The 18,822-nt window shown below is 45.2% G+C and carries 23 protein-coding genes; 14 read left to right on the top strand and 9 right to left on the bottom strand.

Annotated elements, in window-relative coordinates:
- Positions 1–134 precede the first annotated feature (134 nt).
- The 3 genes from fni to R8N47_RS09770 all read left to right on the top strand — a co-directional run bounded on the left by fni (position 135) and on the right by R8N47_RS09770 (position 2,263).
- Positions 135–1,154, top strand: coding sequence for a type 2 isopentenyl-diphosphate Delta-isomerase (gene fni, locus R8N47_RS09780; protein WP_005388695.1), 1,020 nt, complete (start codon positions 135–137; stop codon positions 1,152–1,154).
- Positions 1,155–1,348: 194 nt separating this feature from the next.
- Entirely contained in the window at positions 1,349–1,612 is a 264-nt protein-coding gene (locus tag R8N47_RS09775; RefSeq protein WP_005373992.1) for a DUF3012 domain-containing protein, read from the top strand.
- A gap of 252 nt (positions 1,613–1,864) precedes the next feature.
- Positions 1,865–2,263, top strand: a complete 399-nt coding sequence (locus tag R8N47_RS09770) for a GFA family protein (RefSeq protein ID WP_005388696.1) — start codon at positions 1,865–1,867, stop codon at positions 2,261–2,263.
- Positions 2,264–2,356: 93 nt separating this feature from the next.
- On the opposite strand, the gene R8N47_RS09765 is transcribed toward R8N47_RS09770, so the two are convergent.
- Positions 2,357–2,707 (bottom strand): rhodanese-like domain-containing protein, encoded by a 351-nt coding sequence (locus R8N47_RS09765; protein WP_318070289.1) that lies wholly within the window; start codon positions 2,705–2,707, stop codon positions 2,357–2,359.
- 267 nt (positions 2,708–2,974) lie between these two features.
- On the opposite strand from R8N47_RS09765, the gene R8N47_RS09760 reads away from it, so the two are divergent.
- From R8N47_RS09760 to R8N47_RS09750, 3 genes are all read left to right on the top strand, one after another.
- Positions 2,975–3,265, top strand: a complete 291-nt coding sequence (locus R8N47_RS09760; RefSeq protein ID WP_005373989.1) for a co-chaperone GroES — start codon at positions 2,975–2,977, stop codon at positions 3,263–3,265.
- A gap of 33 nt (positions 3,266–3,298) precedes the next feature.
- The gene (groL, locus tag R8N47_RS09755) at positions 3,299–4,897 is read left to right on the top strand and encodes a chaperonin GroEL (protein ID WP_064354510.1); all 1,599 of its coding nucleotides are present in this window, start codon (positions 3,299–3,301) and stop codon (positions 4,895–4,897) included.
- A gap of 105 nt (positions 4,898–5,002) precedes the next feature.
- Complete coding sequence (locus tag R8N47_RS09750) at positions 5,003–5,212, top strand: hypothetical protein (RefSeq protein WP_005373984.1); 210 nt, start codon at positions 5,003–5,005, stop codon at positions 5,210–5,212.
- A 130-nt stretch (positions 5,213–5,342) separates the two neighbouring features.
- On the opposite strand, the gene R8N47_RS09745 is transcribed toward R8N47_RS09750, so the two are convergent.
- Positions 5,343–5,954 (bottom strand): LysE family translocator, encoded by a 612-nt coding sequence (locus R8N47_RS09745; RefSeq protein WP_064354511.1) that lies wholly within the window; start codon positions 5,952–5,954, stop codon positions 5,343–5,345.
- A 109-nt stretch (positions 5,955–6,063) separates the two neighbouring features.
- Between R8N47_RS09745 and R8N47_RS09740 the strand changes: the two genes are divergently transcribed.
- Positions 6,064–6,954, top strand: coding sequence for a LysR family transcriptional regulator (locus tag R8N47_RS09740; protein WP_005388706.1), 891 nt, complete (start codon positions 6,064–6,066; stop codon positions 6,952–6,954).
- A 59-nt stretch (positions 6,955–7,013) separates the two neighbouring features.
- The gene (locus tag R8N47_RS09735) at positions 7,014–7,385 is read left to right on the top strand and encodes a VOC family protein (RefSeq protein WP_054865462.1); all 372 of its coding nucleotides are present in this window, start codon (positions 7,014–7,016) and stop codon (positions 7,383–7,385) included.
- A gap of 98 nt (positions 7,386–7,483) precedes the next feature.
- On the opposite strand, the gene R8N47_RS09730 is transcribed toward R8N47_RS09735, so the two are convergent.
- Positions 7,484–7,705 carry a hypothetical protein gene (locus R8N47_RS09730; RefSeq protein WP_017635120.1) on the bottom strand — a complete coding sequence of 74 codons (222 nt, stop codon included), beginning with the start codon at positions 7,703–7,705 and terminating at the stop codon, positions 7,484–7,486.
- Positions 7,706–7,827: 122 nt separating this feature from the next.
- Between R8N47_RS09730 and R8N47_RS09725 the strand changes: the two genes are divergently transcribed.
- Positions 7,828–8,355, top strand: a complete 528-nt coding sequence (locus R8N47_RS09725) for a TetR/AcrR family transcriptional regulator (RefSeq protein ID WP_005373975.1) — start codon at positions 7,828–7,830, stop codon at positions 8,353–8,355.
- A 44-nt stretch (positions 8,356–8,399) separates the two neighbouring features.
- Here the strand turns inward: R8N47_RS09725 and R8N47_RS09720 are convergent, their stop codons facing one another.
- Positions 8,400–9,350, bottom strand: coding sequence for a helix-turn-helix domain-containing protein (locus R8N47_RS09720; RefSeq protein WP_064354512.1), 951 nt, complete (start codon positions 9,348–9,350; stop codon positions 8,400–8,402).
- Positions 9,351–9,534: 184 nt separating this feature from the next.
- Here R8N47_RS09720 and R8N47_RS09715 point away from each other — a divergent pair, with 184 nt between their 5' ends.
- The 4 genes from R8N47_RS09715 (at position 9,535) to R8N47_RS09700 (ending at position 14,482) form a co-directional block, all read left to right on the top strand.
- On the top strand, positions 9,535–10,947 hold the full coding sequence (locus tag R8N47_RS09715) for an ethanolamine ammonia-lyase subunit EutB (RefSeq protein ID WP_053349343.1): 1,413 nt from the start codon (positions 9,535–9,537) through the stop codon (positions 10,945–10,947).
- A complete protein-coding gene (eutC, locus tag R8N47_RS09710; RefSeq protein ID WP_064354513.1) occupies positions 10,940–11,824 on the top strand; it encodes an ethanolamine ammonia-lyase subunit EutC in 885 nt (294 codons plus the stop codon). The genes R8N47_RS09715 and eutC overlap by 8 nt, the downstream gene beginning before the upstream one ends.
- Positions 11,825–11,835: 11 nt before the next feature.
- The gene (eat, locus tag R8N47_RS09705; protein WP_005373969.1) at positions 11,836–13,239 is read left to right on the top strand and encodes an ethanolamine permease; all 1,404 of its coding nucleotides are present in this window, start codon (positions 11,836–11,838) and stop codon (positions 13,237–13,239) included.
- Positions 13,240–13,426: 187 nt separating this feature from the next.
- Positions 13,427–14,482, top strand: a complete 1,056-nt coding sequence (locus R8N47_RS09700; protein ID WP_042523324.1) for an NAD(P)H-dependent flavin oxidoreductase — start codon at positions 13,427–13,429, stop codon at positions 14,480–14,482.
- 38 nt (positions 14,483–14,520) lie between these two features.
- Here the strand turns inward: R8N47_RS09700 and R8N47_RS09695 are convergent, their stop codons facing one another.
- Positions 14,521–15,000, bottom strand: coding sequence for a peptide-methionine (S)-S-oxide reductase (locus tag R8N47_RS09695; protein WP_033906299.1), 480 nt, complete (start codon positions 14,998–15,000; stop codon positions 14,521–14,523).
- A 217-nt stretch (positions 15,001–15,217) separates the two neighbouring features.
- Between R8N47_RS09695 and R8N47_RS09690 the strand changes: the two genes are divergently transcribed.
- Positions 15,218–15,958 (top strand): DNA-binding transcriptional regulator YciT, encoded by a 741-nt coding sequence (locus R8N47_RS09690; RefSeq protein ID WP_017635127.1) that lies wholly within the window; start codon positions 15,218–15,220, stop codon positions 15,956–15,958.
- Here the strand turns inward: R8N47_RS09690 and R8N47_RS09685 are convergent, their stop codons facing one another.
- The 4 genes from R8N47_RS09685 to R8N47_RS09670 form a co-directional block, all read right to left on the bottom strand.
- Positions 15,959–16,852: a DMT family transporter gene (locus R8N47_RS09685; protein WP_064354514.1), complete on the bottom strand. Its 894-nt coding sequence runs from the start codon at positions 16,850–16,852 to the stop codon at positions 15,959–15,961. It lies immediately after the preceding gene.
- 154 nt (positions 16,853–17,006) lie between these two features.
- Positions 17,007–17,363: a VOC family protein gene (locus tag R8N47_RS09680; RefSeq protein ID WP_042523322.1), complete on the bottom strand. Its 357-nt coding sequence runs from the start codon at positions 17,361–17,363 to the stop codon at positions 17,007–17,009.
- A 29-nt stretch (positions 17,364–17,392) separates the two neighbouring features.
- Positions 17,393–18,046 (bottom strand): isochorismatase family protein, encoded by a 654-nt coding sequence (locus R8N47_RS09675; protein ID WP_005389657.1) that lies wholly within the window; start codon positions 18,044–18,046, stop codon positions 17,393–17,395.
- A 32-nt stretch (positions 18,047–18,078) separates the two neighbouring features.
- On the bottom strand, positions 18,079–18,804 hold the full coding sequence (locus R8N47_RS09670; protein ID WP_005373953.1) for an NUDIX domain-containing protein: 726 nt from the start codon (positions 18,802–18,804) through the stop codon (positions 18,079–18,081).
- Positions 18,805–18,822 lie beyond the last annotated feature (18 nt).

The following is an 18,822-nucleotide window of genomic DNA, read 5'->3' as shown; positions in this document are numbered from 1 at the left end:
TTCTTATAATGTCAGGGGCAGTCGAGATTCATTACTCGTTTCGGAAAAGTAATCCGGCAAATTCACAAAATTCGCATTGACGTTACTGATAAGGATCGCAATACTGCGCGACTGTTTTACTTTAGGGTGACATTATGGCTCCGCAAACTAACCGAAAAGATTTACACCTAGATGCTGTTTTACATCATGATATGAGCATGAAGCATAAAACGGCGGGTTTTGAGTCTGTCGAGTTTGAACACTGTGCGCTGCCAGAATGTGACTTTCACGCGATCGATTTATCGACAGAGTTTCTTGGTCATCAATTAGCGCTACCGTTTTTGATTAGCTCGATGACTGGCGGAGCAAAAGACGCAGAAACGATCAATTGTCGTCTAGCTGAAGCAGCAAGTGAATTAGGTATTGCCATGGGTGTGGGCTCGCAACGGATTAGCTTAGAAGAAAGTCAGCATTCGGGCTTGGGTAAAACCATTCGTGAGTTGGCGAAAGAAGTACCGTTGTATTCCAATCTTGGAGCCGCTCAATTGCTCGATAAAGGTAAACTCGATAATGCGCAACGTGCGGTTGAGGCGATTCAAGCAGATGCCTTGTTTGTGCACGTTAATCCAATGCAGGAAGCGTTTCAGAAAAATGGCGACCACAATTGGGTTGGTGTTTTCCAGGCAATTGAGATGCTTAAATCTCGCGTGAAGGTTCCTATCATTATCAAAGAAGTCGGTTTTGGTATTAGCGGACACGTTGCGCAGCGATTAATTGATGCTGGTGTGGATGCAATTGACGTTGCGGGCGCGGGTGGCACAAGCTGGAGTGCGGTTGAAGGGTATTGCCAAGATAATCCGAAAATGCAGCGTGCAGCCGAGCTTTTCCGCGATTGGGGTGTCCCTACAGCAACATGTTTGGCTCAAATCCGCGCACTGCATCCTACATTACCCTTGATCGCCTCGGGAGGTGTTCATAACGGACTTGAAGCGGCGAAAGCCATTCATTTGGGTGCTAATCTCATTGGGCAAGCTGGTGCGGTATTAAAAGCTGCGACGATCAGCACGCAGTCTGTCGTCGATCACTTTGAACAAATGGCATTAGAGCTGCGTTTAGCGTGCTTTGGTACTGGCTCTTTTAAGGTTGGTGAGCTAACAAAAGCGCGCTGCCTATAGCTTTTAGAATGGCGCGCTTTACACAGAGTCGCTCAATAATTTTTCGGTGTCTTAACACGTAGACTGATAATTTCGTTATAGTTGATACAAAAGTCACTTCAGCTAGTGACGCCTTTATTCAGACACTTGAATGGGCATGTGTTGAAGAGATTGAGTTTAATTTTACTATTGTTTGCAACTGGAACCTTAAATTTATGAAAAAACTAGTCATGCTGATGTTGGCGGCTTCTGCTTTGACCGCTTGTAGTGATGAAGTGGGCACTGAAGGCTGGTGTAACGACATGCGCGATAAGCCAAAAACAGAATGGACAGCAGACAACGCGGTAGACTTTGCAAAGCATTGTGTTCTGCAAGATGGTGTCGGCAGCGAGCAATGGTGTGAAAACCTGAAAGATAAGCCGAAAGGTGACTGGACTGCAAACGAAGCGACCAGCTTTACTAAACACTGCATTTTTTAAGCACAGCGGAAAGCGCCTTTTCTGAGGCGACATTCTGTGAGGTAAACACCAAGCGTTATTGCTTGGTGTTTTTGTATCTAAAATAGCTCGATTTTTCACGTGTCGAGCGCACTTCCCTCTGAATGGAATGTTTTACATTTTCGTTTCATTTTTGAAAACCTGTATTGCCTGTCTTTAATTTTTCGTATTGCAGTGGCATGGTGTCGAGATAGCCATCTAATTCAATTAGATTCATAACAAAAAGGAATTCAAATGGAAGTACTAAAAGGCTCATGTCTGTGCGGCAAGGTAAAGTTGGAAGTGGCAGATGAATTCAAGTACATGGGAAATTGCCATTGCTCTGAATGCCGCAAGTTCACAGGTTCTGACTATTCATCTGCCGGTGGTATTGCGTTGGATAAACTGCTTATTATCCAAGGGAAAGAAGATATTCAAACTTATCAGAAAAGCGAAAATACCATGCTATGCTTTTGTCGCCACTGCGGATCAAGTCTGTATTCGAAAAAGAACAATGGGATCGTCAATATTCGCCTTGGTATCTTGGATGACACACCTTCTCACAAGCCCGATTTCCATATTTTTGTCGCGTCGAAAGCGCCGTGGCTCGAGATATCGGATAACCTGACTCAATTTGATGCAGGGCCAAAATAGAGTTGTTGTAGATAAGTATTTAGAAACAGAGCGCGTTACAATACGCTTGCGACGCGCTCTGTGCTTTTACTTTGTATATTAGAACGGAGACGACTATTTGGCGTCTTGTAGTTCTTCAAAGCCACCTGCATTGTGCAGATTCGTAAAGCCTTGCGATTGTAAGTATTGATACGCTTTGCCAGAGCGGTTACCACAGCGACAGTACAACACGATAGCTTGATCTTTATCGACGTCTTGAAAATGTTTATCAAGTTCAGATAAAGGGAAGTTGACGGCATTATCCAAATGCCCTTCAGAAAACTCTTGCGGCGTACGCACATCGACAATCATCGCGCCCTTGTCAATCAATTGCCACCCTTGTTCAGCGCGTTCAGAAGCCGACACGTTGGGTGAGAGGAAGCCAACGCACAACGTTGCAAGAAATAGAGATACGGCCTTTTTCATTGTTTGATTATCCTTTTTAAGAGTACGTAACCACTCTAGATTTGATTGAGCACATTTTCCATCATAAAGAGATGCTAAGTGGTTGTGAATGCGATAATTCGATAGAAAATTTTATTTAATTTAATAAAAAATTTTTATCAAATTCACCTCTTGAACTCTCATTTTTCGACCTTATTATTTTCATCGAAAGCGAGCTGTCGACTCGCAAATCCATCTTGATGTTTATTTTGTCTTTTATTTTTGGTTCCAAGTAGGAGGCACTTAAAAATGAAAATTCGTCCTTTAAATGACAAGCTAATTGTTGAAAGACAAGAGGTGGAAAATAAATCTGAAGGGGGAATCGTTTTAACTTCTCAGTCGGTGAAAAAATCAAACCGCGGGAAAGTCATTGCTGTTGGTTTAGGTAAACGTCTTGAAAATGGCGAACGCGCTGCGATGGAAGTCAAAGTGGGCGACCAAATCATTTTCAATGACGGTTACGGCGTGAAAACCGAGAAAATTGACGGCGCAGAATACTTAATTCTGTCCGAATCTGATGTGTTAGCAATCGTTGAGTAATTATTTTTGTAGTAGTTTTTTGAGGAGATAACCATGGCTGCAAAAGACGTATTATTTGCTAATGACGCACGTCAAAAAATGCTGAAAGGTGTGAACTTACTGGCGGACGCAGTAAAAGTGACACTAGGCCCGAAAGGCCGCAACGTTGTGCTTGATAAATCTTACGGCGCGCCAACCATCACCAAAGATGGCGTGTCTGTAGCGAAAGAAATCGAACTGAAAGATAAGTTCGAAAACATGGGCGCACAAATGGTGAAACAAGTGGCGTCCAAAGCGAATGATGAAGCGGGGGACGGTACAACGACCGCTACCGTACTGGCGCAATCTTTCATCAATGAAGGTCTTAAAGCGGTAGCCTCTGGCATGAACCCAATGGACCTAAAACGTGGTATCGACAAAGCCACTGAAGCGGCGGTTGAGAAACTACGTGAAATGTCTAAGCCATGCAGCGACAAAGAATCTATCACCCAAGTGGGTAGCATTTCTGCAAACAGCGATCGCGCGATCGGTGAAATCATTGCAGAAGCGATGGAGAAAGTGGGTCGCAATGGCGTGATTACGGTTGAAGAAGGCCAAGGTCTAAACAACGAATTGTCTGTGGTTGAAGGTATGCAATTTGACCGCGGTTACTTGTCGCCATACTTCATCACTAACCAAGAAAATGGCAGCGTCGAGCTAGACAACCCTTACATCCTATTGGTGGACAAAAAAGTCAGCAGCATCCGCGAGCTATTGCCTGTACTAGAAGAAGTGGCGAAATCTTCTCGCTCGCTATTGATCATTGCTGAAGACATCGAAGGTGAAGCGCTAGCGACATTGGTTGTGAACAACATGCGCGGCATCGTGCGTGCGACCGCGGTGAAAGCGCCTGGCTTTGGTGACAACCGTAAAGCGATGATGGAAGACATTGCGGTACTAACTGCTGGTACGGTCATCTCTGAAGAAATCGGCCTAGAGCTCGAAAAAGCAACGTTAGAGCAACTAGGTAGTGCGAAGAAAGTGACCATCACCAAAGACACAACAACCATTGTGGGTGGCGCAGCAGAAGCAAGCGCGATTGCTGATCGTGTGGCTTCGATTGAAAAACAAATCGAAACAACCACCTCTCAATACGATAAAGACAAGCTTCAACAACGTGTTGCGAAGCTTTCTGGCGGCGTAGCGGTGATCAAGATCGGCGCTGCAACCGAAGTTGAGATGAAAGAGAAGAAAGATCGCGTGGACGATGCACTACACGCTACTCGCGCAGCGGTTGAAGAAGGTATTGTTGCTGGTGGTGGTGTTGCCCTAACTAAGATCGCGAAAGAATTGGCGGATCTAAAAGGCGACAATGATGACCAAAACGTGGGTATCCGAGTTGCGCTACGTGCAATGGAAGAGCCTCTTCGTCAAATCGCAACTAACGCAGGTGACGAAGCTTCTGTTGTGGCGAACGCTGTCAAATCTGGTGATTCCGATTACGGTTACAACGCTGCAACAGGTGAATACGGCAACATGATCGAAATGGGCATCTTGGACCCTGCGAAAGTAACACGCTCAGCGCTTCAATTCGCTGCGTCTGTTGCTGGCTTGATGATCACCACTGAAGCGATGATCACCAACCACGTTGAAGACAAAGAACTTGATATCTAACGTCATCAACCGTTAGTGATTAAGTAAGCGTTAAAATAACAATAACATTGCAAAATCTAAGCGGGCTCGCTTGAGCCCGCTAATCAGTCATTTGAGGTAAGTGTTATGACCCGTTTACCTGCGTTTTCTTTCTCAATATCTGAGCCGGGCGGTAATGAAGCTTCGTCAACGTGGCCGACTGCTATTCACTTCCCCCTCGTTCCAGCTGGGCCAGAGTTTTCGATCGAAAATGCTCTGCCTAAACGTCCGACAGTGACGATATTCACTATCGATCTGTCTCAGTTATTTAAAGGGGACGCTCGGGTCATCCATTAACTGTATCGAAACAGCCAGCGCACGTTGGCTGTTTTTTCTAATTTAAAGTATTGATAATGTAGATTTTTATTTGATTACTGCCACTTGTTCAATGATCAATTTGAACTGGGGTAATCGGACCGCAAGCGCACTACACCTTTAAGCCCAGCATTGCGCCGAAAATGATTAATCCCGCCCCACATGCTTGATTGAGTCGATGCTTAATCTTCAACAAGAAAGCTTGTAGCTGGGATGACGTGAATAAAACAGCAACGATAGAAAACCAAATACCATGCAGCGCAATCATATAAATCCCGTAAAACAAGGCGATGGGTTGCTGACTAGAGTCGGGAGAAATCACTTGGCTAAAAATACTCAGAAAAAACAGCATCGTCTTGGGATTGAGTAAATTACACAGAAATCCCTGCATGAAAAATCGCCACATTGAATACTCGCTCTGTTGAATGGTTTCTGAGTTTGACGCAGGCTGCGAGGAGAATATTCCTTTAATCCCAAGGTAGACAAGATAAGCGGCCCCAAGATAGCGCACGAGATTAAACAACCATTCATTTTGTGAAATTAAGTAACTGATCCCTAGCATGGAGTAAGCGATGTGGATGCTGATCGCCATGCTGATACCAATCGCACTGTATACGCCTGCTTTTCGTCCTTGATTTAAGCTATTTCTTAATACCAAAACAAAGTCTGCGCCAGGGCTAATGACAATAAGCACACCTAATAACGCAAGAGTTACAAATTCCATATCGATTTCCTGTTTGAATGATGAAGTCTGGGATGTAGCGAAATTGTAGGCGTCTTTATTACTGACTATAATCGAAAAACATTCCCATATTGGTGAGAAAAACTCACAGATGCGTCACCTGAAATCTTTTTATGTCTTCCACGTTGCGGCGAGTTCTTCAAGCTACACTGAAGCGGCTGACAAACTGAACATTACCCACGGAGCCGTGAGTAAGCAGATCAAGCAACTTGAGCAATATCTGTCTCAACCTTTGTTCTTCAAAGAGGGCAGGAAAGTCGTGTTGACGGCAGAAGGCGAATTACTCAAGACATACACAGAAACGGCATTCCAAACGCTAGAAACAGGCGTGAATACGCTTATTCAAGAGAAGCATCAGCATCTTGAAGTGTCTTGTGAACCGACATTAACCATGCGCTGGTTGATGCCAAGGTTGGCCGCGTTTAATGATGAACACCGTGCTGATGTTCGTTTGTCGACGGCTGGTGGCCCGGTAACATTAGGATCAACTGGGCTTTCGATGGCGATTCGTCGAGACGATTTTGCGCAGCATCACGATTACGACAAAACCATTCTTGTGGAAGAGTGGGTGGGGCCGGTATTTTCTCCTGAGTATTGGCAATCCATTAAAGACAATTTGAAAGCAGCTCGATTGTTGAATAGCCAAACCAGACCGAATGCTTGGGCGGATTGGCAGCAATCAACACGTTGTGAAACTTTCAACGGCAACACTCAGCAATCATTCGCGCATTTTTATTTTTGCATACAAGCCGCAGTGGATGGCTTAGGCGTCGCAATGGGATCGTATCCTTTTGTCATGGACGATATTAAGCGTGGTAATTTGGTCGCACCATTTGGGTTTTCTCCATCAAGTTGCAATTACGTTTTATTGAGTCAAGATAAAAAGCGTACAGAACTCGAACATAAATTTATCACGTGGTTACAAACGCAAATGGCAGAGTGTGTGCCACTGTCATCACAGCAGATCACGCAAGGCGAATAGAAGGCATAGAGCGAGATTACGTCAGTCAGTTTTATGGAAAAAGGCTTAGGAAATTGGAAATGGAAAACCTCAATATTGTTGAAATCAAATCATTTGTTCCGGCGAAAGATTACGCGCTATCAAAACGCTTTTATGAGGCGATTGGCTTTGAAATGGCGTCGGACTTCGGTGATGTAGCATACTTCTCTCAAGGTAGCTGCGCGTTTCTTTTACAGAATTTTTATGAGTCAGAACACGGCAATAACTTCATGATGCACTTGCTCGTAGAAGACGCGGAAAGTTGGCATCAGCACTTATCCAAAGTGGGTCATGAGGAATTTGGTTCGCGTTTGACAGAGCTAGTCGAGCAACCTTGGGGCATGCGCGAATGTTGTTTGTTTGACCCTAGTGGCGTTTTATGGCGAATTGGCCAGAACATGAATACTGACTAAAGCCAGTCTTATTTTCACCGCATCTACGCGCAGGTATTGAGATCTCGATATCTGCGCGTTTTCTTTTTTACTTAGCCTTGCCAACGTTTGTAGCGCACTCACGCCTTTTTCGAGGTGGTGTGCGATGGGCTAACGCCAAAAAACTCCTCAAGCAGCATGGCTTTGAGTTCCGCTCTGACTTCTGCGCCACCGATTAACGCCAAAAGTGCGAGTCCTCCTGGAATAAGGATGACCATTAATATCGGTCTTAAAATATACGAAAAGCAGAAGATGGTCGGGAAGAAAATCAATCCTTGGCCTAGTTTGTTTAATACGTACATGAGCGATTCCTTTTGTTTTTATATAAAATGAGCATGCTCAATTTTATAAATGAGCGCGCTCAATTTGTCAATCTCAACCACGCAAGGTATGATCCTTTCAGGCTCATTAAGCAGACACATCAATGACGAAGCGACAACAAACCAGAGATAAAATTCTAAAAGCCGCATGGGCATCTTTTGCTCAAAATGGCTATGACATGACGACCACAAGGCAGATAGCGAGAGAAGCAGGAGTAGCCGATGGTACAGTGTTTAGCCATTTCCCGACTAAACTGTCGATTTTGCGCGAAGGGATGCTGGCGCAACTGCAACAGATCAGCCAAGAAACGCTAGTCAGTGTGGAAGGTAAAACCGATATCGACATTGGTTTGGCGCTGACGGAGAAATACTATCGCTACTATTTTGCGAACGTTGAGCTGAGCCGAGCTTTGTTGAAAGAAGTGATTTGGGATTTGGATTATTATCAGTCGTTTAACCAAGCTTTGTTTCAATCTGTAAACGGAAGCTCCGTCCTTGAGGGAAAAATACCGCTGATTTTTGACTGCTATTTTATGACGTTAATCTCGCACTTGAGCCGTGCAGAACCGGATGTTGAAGCGGCACTTGAAGAGCTTCATGCTAAGTTTCAGCAAATCATTGCGACTGCATAACATGGCCCCAACGCAGGATCTGAAAGAATATACTGCCTGTCATTTTATTTGCTGGACTCCCATTTTCTCGTTTCAGTTGGCGTCTCACCAAATAGCCGCTTGTAGCTTTGACTGAACTGCCCGAGATGGAAAAAACCAAAGTCAAAAGCGATTTCTGCAATTGTTCGATTATCTTCAGGGCTTTGTAGCACTCTACGTACTTGATTCAGGCGCATTCGATGTATGAACTGCTTTGGGGAAGTATTACAGCAATGTTCAAAGGTGTACTGTAGTGTGCGACGACTGACGTGTACTGCATCACACAGTTCACTGACGGTTATCGGTGTACGGTAGTCTAGATCCTGTAGCTGTTGTTTTATACGGTGCATCACGTGTTGACGATGAGAGATTGATATCGGATGGCTCGTGTGCAGTGAACTGAGTGAGAACAACTCCAGCACAATATCTTTTAAGATTGCTTGATGTGTGGTTTCAGACCATCTTGGCTCGGCGGAACCAAGTAACGTGCCTAAGTAGTATTTAAGTTGTTGAATGTGTTTTTCCGTCAAACCCGTTAAGTGTAATGTGTTGTTTTGGATGCTCCCAAGCTCAAGTTGATTTTCTATGATGTGAACGAAGTTTTTGTCGAGCACTATTCCATAGATAGAAAACTGCTCCGGTGTCATTAACTCAAAATCAGCGCCACCTTGCCTAAGCAAAAGTTGGCTTGAATTAAACTGACTGTGATTTAGGTGTAGCGGCTTATTTTCCGTACTCAAACCCAACCAAATACCTCCCTGTTCAACCCTGCATTGCTGTCTTAGCGAGCGGTTACTGTCTTCACGAAATACATGGAAATTGGGAAATCGTCGTTCTCGAATTTGACCTAAAAATCGACCATCGCTGAGTTGGTCATATTCCTGTTGCCAGTTTATCAGACTCGCAGCTTGTTGGTTTGCATCCTTAGTGTGATGGATGCACAGCATTGGTGCAGTTTGGGGCATTTGGTTACTCATCCTTGTGATGCTCATTCCTTTTTTGTGAGTCATGTTGGAGCAGTATTTACATAACTCATTGTTTATTATTGGTTTATAAATGTTGCCAGTTTTTGATAACGCTACGGAACACATTTGGCAATACTTTCTTAAAGCTTATTGATAGTTCAGCAAAAAGCGAACCAAATAGTGAAGAGGAAGAGCAATGACGGCAACTTATCGTCGGCAACAAGGAAGTAAAGTCTATACCTTTAAGTCATTAGCTGACTTGATGGCGAAAGCGACACCGGAGCGCTCAGGCGATGCGTTAGCCGGGGTTTGTGCTCAGTCAGCGGCAGAACGTGTAGTCGCACAAATGGCGCTGTCTGAGTTACCACTTAAAACGTTTCTTAACGAGGCGGTTATTCCATACGAAAGCGACGATATCACTCGTCTAATTATCGATACGCATGACCTTGAAGCCTTTAAGCCGATTGAGCACTTGACGGTTGGAGATTTTCGAAATTGGCTGCTGAGTGAAGAAGCCGATGGTGAAACGTTGGCTAAAATTCGTCAAGGTTTAACACCAGAAATGGTGGCCGCAGTCAGTAAGATTATGCGCAACCAGGATTTGATTCTCGTTGCTAAAAAATGCCAAGTTGTCACGGCTTTTCGGAATACGATTGGTTTGCCGAGTCGCCTGTCTACTCGCTTACAGCCGAATCATCCCACTGATTCTCTCAACGGTATCGCAGCGACCATTTTTGATGGCCTGATGTACGGAAATGGCGACGCGGTTATCGGTATCAATCCGGCAACAGATAATGTGCCTCAAGCTATCAAGTTAATGAACTTAATGGATGAGGTGATTCAACACTATCAAATACCGACTCAGTCTTGTGTGTTAACTCATGTAACGAACACGATCGAAGCCATTGAAATGGGTGCACCAGTCGATCTCGTTTTTCAGTCGATAGGTGGCACGCAAGGGACGAATGATACCTTCGGAATCGACTTGTCGATTTTGAAAGAGGCCCATGAAGCCGCGTTGTCTTTGAATCGAGGTAGCGTAGGAAACAATGTGATGTATTTTGAAACCGGACAAGGTACCGCGCTGTCTGCGAATGCATTTCATGGGGTCGATCAACAGACTTGTGAAGCCCGTGCTTATGCTGTCGCGAAACAGTTCGATCCTTTGTTGGTTAATACAGTTGTTGGGTTTATTGGCCCTGAGTATCTGTTTGATGGCAAACAGATCATTCGTGCTGGGCTTGAAGATCATTTCTGTGGGAAGTTGCTTGGTTTACCTATGGGTTGCGATATCTGTTACACCAATCATGCCTATGCCGATCAGAATGACATGGATAACTTGCTGACACTATTAGGTGTGGCCGAGTGCTCGTTCATCATGGGTATTCCAGGGTCTGATGACATCATGCTCAACTATCAAACTACCTCATTTCACGATGCCCTTTACGCAAGAAAAGTACTCGGTTTGAAGCCAGCACCAGAGTTTGAACAATGGTTAATGGAGATGCAGATTTTCGAGAGCGTGCAAGACGTTCGGTTAAGTGAGCAAATCTCTCGCTCGTTTTCGGGAGCAATTAACCAAGTGAATAAGGGGTATTCTCATGGGTAAAGTAATCACCATTGCTCAGTCCCCACAAGATGAGTCTGAAGTTGTCACACATAACCCTTGGGGCAAGTTACGCGACTTCACCTCTGCTCGGATCGCTCTGGGTCGCAGCGGGAACAGTGTACCAACCAACGAGTTACTCTCATTTCAGCTGGATCACGCCCAAGCTATGGATGCAGTGCATTGCAGTTTGAATGTTGACTCTCTCGTTGCTGGTTTATCGGACTCTTACTCGATTCTTGAAAATACCTTAGAACCTCCTGTCATAGTTAGCAGTCAAGTGAGTGACCGGCTTATGTACCTGCAAAGGCCCGATTTAGGAAGGCTGCTTGATGAATCTTCTTGGCAAACGCTCAACTCGATAGCAAATGAGCATAACACTGACATTGATCTTGCGATTGTTATTGCTGATGGACTTTCTTCCGTCGCAATTCAAAACCATGCCGTGCCTGTTGTTACTCGATTGATTTCTCTTTTAAGCGCTGGTGATGAACATCAATGGAAATTCGCACCTATCACAATCGTAAAGCAAGGAAGAGTAGCGGTAGGGGATGATGTTGGTGAATGTTTTAACGCCAAGGCCGTGCTGGTTTTAATTGGAGAGAGACCCGGTCTAACTTCTCCGGATAGCATGGGTATGTATCTCACTTGGGGGGCTAAACGAGGCTCTAAAGATTCCCAAAGAAACTGCATTTCCAATGTGCGCCCTCAGGGGCTCAACTATGACGATGCCTGTGAACGCGCATTTTACTTGCTCAAGGAAGCTCGAAAATTACAACTGTCAGGAGTGAATCTGAAAGATCGCTCAGATATCAATGAGCCAAGTGGCGCAAGCGTTGAAGATAAACACAGCGACAACTTTTTAATTTCATCAAAGTAGAAGGATTTACTATGTCTAAACATCAGGAGTACTTGGCCAAAAGGCAGCTAAAAAGAGGCACCGCAGGTTGGATTTTACTTGCTGGCTTAGGTGTCTCGTATGTTATATCTGGTGACTTCGCCGGTTGGAACTTTGGCATCGCTCAAGCAGGATGGGGAGGCTTTCTTATTGCTGCTATCGCGATGGCAGTAATGTATTTCACGCTAGTATTGTCTTTAGCTGAAATGTCTGCGGCTATTCCTGCTGCGGGTGGTGGTTACAGCTTCGCAAGACAGGCGATGGGGCCGACAGGCGGCTTTTTCACTGGCTTATCAGTTTTGATTGAATATGCGCTCGCGCCTGCTGCGATAGTGATTTTTATTGGCTCAGCCGTGAATGAATTGGTTGGTATCGATGGCCCTGTTGTTTACGCACTTTTCTACGCCGTCTTTATCGCTATTCATATGGCAGGTGTTGGCGAAGCTCTCAAAGTGATGATGGTCATCAGCGGTTTGGCTGTGCTAGCTATTCTCATTACTGCTGCTGTGCTTATTGGTCACTTTGATGTTAATAACTTATTCGATATTGCTCCGGCGACGGCTCAGGCAACAGAAATCTTGCCGTTTGGGTGGTATGGCGTATGGGCTGCGTTGCCATTTGCAATGTGGTTGTTTCTTGCGGTTGAAGGTGTGCCTTTAGCGGCAGAGGAGGCAAAAAATCCGGCAAAAGATGTTCCCAAAGGCATCATTGGTGCGATGCTGTTTTTATTGCTAACCGCAACTCTCGTAGTCGTCCTTTTGGCTGGTGCGGTTGGCTCAAAGGTCATAGGCGATAGCGCGGTGCCATTAGTTGACGCCCTAAAGCTTACGGGCAATTCAACGGTAGCAATGGCCGTGAACTTACTTGGATTGGCTGGCCTTATCGCTTCTTTCTTTTCAATCATTTATGGTTACAGTCGCTTGGTGTTTGCGCTTTCCCGCGCGGGTTATTTACCGCAAACTTTGTCATTAACCAGTGACAAAAAAGTGCCTTCTCGTGCGCTTTTGGTTCCGGGCGTTTTTGGGTTCTTGGTTTCACTTACGGGTGAGGGGGACTTAATCTTGGCGATGGCTGTTGTCGGTGCGACTGTATCGTACGCATTAATGTCCTTGAGCCATATTTTATTGCGAATTAAACAGCCGGAATTAACTCGTCCATATAAAACGCCTGGTGGGATAATTACTTCGAGTATTTCTCTGGTGCTTTCTTTGATCGCAATGACAGGTGTTTATGCTTTTGATCCCTCAGCCTTCTTCATGACAATGGGATTGTTTCTTATCGGTGGTGTTTATTATGGGTTATACAGCCGCAACAAACTGGTGGCAGCAACCGCCGAGGAAGAGTTTGCCATGCTGTCTGTAGCAGAGCTAGAGCTTGAATCAGATGTCGTACGATAGTCACTTTGATTCTTGTTATTCAGCATATTAAGGGAGCCATAGGCTCCCTTTGTCATTTCTATCAAAAGTGCATAGCGCACAAATGCATCACTTTAACTTTATAAGCGGTTAATCATGTGAAAGTCTAGTCTGGATAACGATGGCGCAGATCCATCACAGGTAAAGGTTAAGTTTTCAAGGAAAGAGCATGATAAACAAGGTATTTAATACACTTTTGGGAACAGAGTTACCGATTATTCAAGCGCCAATGGCCGGTGTGCAAGACAGCCAAATGACCATAGCCGTCAGTAATGTTGGCGGGCTTGGCTCGTTACCTTGTGGAATGCTGAACAAAGACGCCATCGTAAAAGAACTTCAACTTATCAAGCAGGCAACTAACCGACCGTTTAACCTCAATTTCTTTTGCCATGAAATGCCGGAGTATGACGCCAACAAGCACGAAAAGTGGCAAAAAACGCTGCAACCGTATTTTTCCGAGGTTGATGCAACCGTTCAGGCTCAGCCAAACGCTCCGACAAGGATGCCTTTCAATCATGATATTGCTGACGCGATTGAACCATTTGCACCGCCAGTGATCAGTTTCCACTTTGGTTTGCCAGACGATGATCTGTTAGCTCGAATTAGAGGGTGGGGAGGGAAGATCCTTTCGTCAGCGACTACGGTGGACGAAGCACTTTGGCTAGAAGCAAAAGGCGTTGACGGTATTATCGCCCAAGGCTTGGAGGCTGGTGGACACCGAGGTATGTTTTTATCGGATGATTTAACTACTCAATTAAGTTTGATGGCGTTATTACCACAAATCGCCAAACGGGTGAATTTGCCTGTTATTGCTGCAGGCGGAATCGCTGATAGAAGTGGGGTGGAAGCCGCGTTGAGATTAGGAGCGAGTGCCGTTCAAGTTGGCAGCGCCTATTTGTTGTGTGATGAGGCGAAAACATCGTCTTTACATCGATATGCCATTGCCAGTGAACGCGCGCAACATACCGCTGTGACCAATGTTTTCTCGGGCCGACCAGCGAGAGGCATTGTGAATCGCGCGATGTCGGAGCTAGGCTACATCAGTGAGTTTGCGCCGAAATTCCCATACGCCTCCATTGAAATGGCTCAACTAAGAGCGCTTATGGAAAAGCAAAACCGAGATGAATTCACACCGTTGTGGTGCGGACAAAACTCGTCGGGTTGTAAGGAAATATCGGCGGCAGAAATGACATTGTCATTAGTGGAAGGCATCGATTTAAACTGATATGCATCTTGCCTTTTAAAGCGATGCTGACTGAATGGTTACGAGTTATCCCTGTATTTATGTAGTAAATCTAATGGGATGTGGCAGTAATCATTCGGAAAGTTTGTGAGTCTGTCTTGGTGCTCATCATCACTTGGCACATAATTTGTGAGTGGCAGTACTTCTACGGCGATCTTGTCGGCGTCCGGTCGTGCTGCGATAAACGCTTTCGCGATGGTGAGATGCTGTTCGTTTTGGCTATAAACACCAGTACGGTACTTCTCACCTACGTCTTCACCTTGCTTGTTAACGCTGTAAGGGTCGATTATCTCAAACAAATACCCCATTAAAGTTTCAACCGAAACTTGCTCAGGGTCGAACTGGGTTTTCACGCACTCTGTGTAGCCATCGTATTCGGATTGAGTGTTATCCGTTGTGCCATTTGCTCGCCCGGCTTCTGTGTTGATTACGCCCGGAAGGTGGCGCATAAATTCTTGCACGCCCCAAAGGCAACCGCCTGCGAAGTAAATTTCTTCCATTACTTTTATCCTAGTCTTTACCTTTGTTGGTATGTAGGGATCTAACCCCTCTTCTTCCATCCCATTTTCGTTGCCCTATTATCTGTTGATGGGAGCGATATTCGCAAGGTGCAGCTTGGCTAATCAGACCACGCGTTTTTTCCTTTTTACTTTCAAGTTCTTTTCATATGAAACATCAGGTGAGTATACTGTAAGCTCATCAATAAGGAGCGAATCTGTGAACCCAAGACAAAATGAAATCCTGCAATTAGTGAACGACCGTAAACGCGTTCAAGTCACGGAGCTTTCTGACATCATTGGCGTGTCGGGTGTGACCATCAGACAGGATTTGAACTTTCTGGAGCAACAGGGCTACCTAAAGCGCGTTCACGGCGCAGCTACCGCGTTGCAAAGTGATGACATTGATGCCCGCCTAGAAGTGCGTTTCGATATTAAACAATCGCTCGCAAACCAAGCTGCGGATTTGGTCGCACCGAATGAGACAGTGCTGATTGAAGGGGGCAGTGCCAATGCGTTGTTGGCTCGGACTTTGGCTGAGCGCGGCGATGTGACCATCATTACGCCATCGGCGTATATCGCCCATCTCATCCGTAACACTTCTGCCAACATTATCTTGCTTGGTGGCGTATATCAGCACCAAGGCGAGAGTTTGGTCGGACCGCTGACTAAGTTGTGTATTGAGAACATTCATTTCAGCACAGCCTTCTTGGGTATTGACGGCTTCCATCAAGACACTGGCTTTACTAGCCGCGACATGATGCGTGCTGAGATCGCAGAAACCATCATTGCGAAAAAAAGGCGCAATATTGTTCTAACGGATTCTAGTAAATTTGGGCAAATTTATCCCTCATCAATTGGTAAGACTGACGAAATATCAGTGCTGCTGACTGACAAAGCCGCTCCGAAAAGCGACCTTGAACAAATCAAAAAGCGAGGTGTGGAAGTTATATTAGGCTGATTAAGCAACGCTTTGTTTTCGCTTCGCGAGCATTGCTGTTGGGGAGAAACCGGTGACTAGCATAGTGCCGCTAAGCACTAGAATTGTTCCTATGATGGTGTTAGAGCCGACGGGCTCATCTAGCACCAAGTAGCCCCATAAGATACCAAAAACAGGAACAAGAAAAGTGACAGTCAGTGCTGACGCTGGGCCGATATCAGAAACTAAGCGGAAATAGAGCAAATAAGCGAACCCTGTGCATACAACGCCGAGCGTGACAACAGAGCTCCATTCGAAATGACTTGGTTCTGCACGCATTGGTAAGAATGGTAGCAGCGGCAGTACCCAAATAACCGCCGCCCACATGCTGCCGTGAGCATTGTCAAAAGCTGGTACTTGTGGCGCATTTTTAGTGTAGTTGGTAGCAATGCCATAGCTGAAAGAAGCCATCAAACTGGCGGCAATAGGGAGCATGGCTTCTTCACCTATGGTTGAAGTATCTAAGCCGACCAAGACTGCAACGCCTCCAATGCCTATTAGCATACCGAGAACAGATTTCGCTGTGAGTGGGCTGCGGTACCAAACAAAGCCAACTAGTGCTCCCCATATTGGGGCGGTTGAGTTCAATATTGCTAAAGTTGATGCATTCAGTGTCTGGGCTGCGTACGCAAAGAGTAAAAATGGAACTGCGCTATTGAATAAGCCAATAATAAAGAAGTGTTTAGTATGCGCAGTTAACGTGAGTTTCTTCTTCAAATATACGGCGATCAATAACAAAGCGACGGCGGCAAATGTAACTCGAAATTCGATTAAGTAAGCCGGCCCGAATGTGTTGGCGGCGACTCGCATAAACAGAAACGAGCCACCCCAAATAGCAGCGAGGCAGAGTAAGCGAAAAAAACTGACGGCAGTCATTTGACATCCTTGGTCGAGGTCTAGCGCCTCATCGATTAATTGTTGCGCTAACAGTGAATTAAACCAAGGATGAGGTCAACCAGAAATGTAATGCCAGTTCCGGATCTGGCTAGCTTGGGATCACGTTGATAGTGTGTTGTTGATTTGTGATGACTTAATGGCTCTCTGACCATACTGCGAATTCATTTCCACTCGGTTCAGTGAAGTGGAATCGACAGCCGCCGGGGAATTCGAAAATAGGGCGGATAATTTTTCCACCATGCTGCTCTACTTTTGTCTGAGTGGCCTGAATGTCTGAGCTATAAAATACTAAAAGTGCGCCACCATTTGCGGTTTGGTTTATAAACTCAGATTTGAAGAATCCGCCATCCAATCCTTGTCCTGAAAATGCAGAATATTCTGGACCATAATCGGTAAAGCTCCAGTCAAAAGCACGCTCAAAAAATTGTTTGGTCGCACTGACATTAGTGGAACCAAATTCAACGTAATTCAATTTTTCATGTTGATGCATGGTGAAATCCTTCTCGGTTACTATCGTTTCTAGGCGAACTTTTCTACGATGATGTCGTCCGCTTTTTCGACAAATAATGCGCCATTATCTCTGAGTTCTGTCAGCACATTCTCTACATTATCAGGCAGCACCGCACGAGTTGAAGCAAGATTAACTACCACATTGTAGCCAAGTTCCAGCGCTTGCATGACGGATTTTTTCACACAAAAGTCTAAGGCAAGGCCACCGATAACTAAGGTATCAATCCCGTTGAACTTTAGAAATTCATGCGCGCCTGTCGTTTTGGTGTCGGCAATATCATGGAAAAAAATACCGTAAGGGTGCGCGTCAGGATCCATACCTTTATTAACTTGAAAATCATAGTCCAACACGGGTGGTAAGCCATCTAGCAGCTCAGAACCTGTTGTGCCAAGCACACAGTGACGGTTCCACTTTATATCCACATTCGGTAAACCAACGGGCTCAAGCATATTGGCTGGCGATTCTGCATCCCATTTTGCTTTCGGTGGGTGCAAGTCACGACTGACCAGTTTTAATCGGCCTTTGGCATGATTGTTCAAAAGCTCCGGTACGATTTCCAACGCACCTGCAACGGGCAGTTCATCTGGACATAACTCACTAAAGCCTTTCTCTGGATCAACGTCGATCACTGCTGTAGTTTGATAGTTTACTCGAACAGTCATGGCAGACTCCTTGTCTGTCTGATTGTCTGCGTTTATCCACGCAAACAGTTTTGAAAAAAGGTTACTTCGTCGCTAGTCAGCGTATATACCATTGCGGGTTTTCCACCTTTGCCTTTGTTGGTTGAAGCGACTTTATTAGTGGGTTTTAGTACGCCTGAATCTATCAAGCGGCGCTTAATCGTCATTCGGCTGATATCAATACCAAACTCTTGATAAGCAGAAATGATGTCCGCAACCAAAAACTCTTTGTCTAATGCAAACAAAAGAACCGATGTGTATTCAATGGATGCACGAAGCTTTTGCCACGCTTTTTCAATGGTTTTTTGATGATCAAATGCGAGGGTTTCTTCTCCATTGAGAATAGCCTGTAGCGAAAACCATTTAAGTTGGCATTCCGGTACACCTGCATTATTTATTTGCTCTACATTGTTACGATCAACTAAGGCGTAGTGCGTAATGTTTAAGCTCCAGTCTTCTGGATCGCGCTTTGGATCACCGTCGATAAACGCTTCGCTAAAATGGCGAGGGTAGGTATGGATTTTCTCACGGCAAATTCGGCGACGCGCCGCTTCAAAGTTTTCATCGGCCGGGCGTCCGCCTTCACTGGTTAAGTCTTTATCAAAGACAAATCCGCCCGGTAGTGCCCAGACTCCATGGTATGGCCGATTTGGATTTGAACGTTTAATCAACAACACTTCCAATCCCTTATCGGCACAGCCAGATAGCCTGAATGGAATAATGTCGACAGATACGATCATGGTTGGGTCCTAATATTG

It is taken from the genome of Vibrio sp. 2132-1 (assembly GCF_033344315.1).
This window is presented reverse-complemented; position numbering and strand designations above follow the sequence as displayed.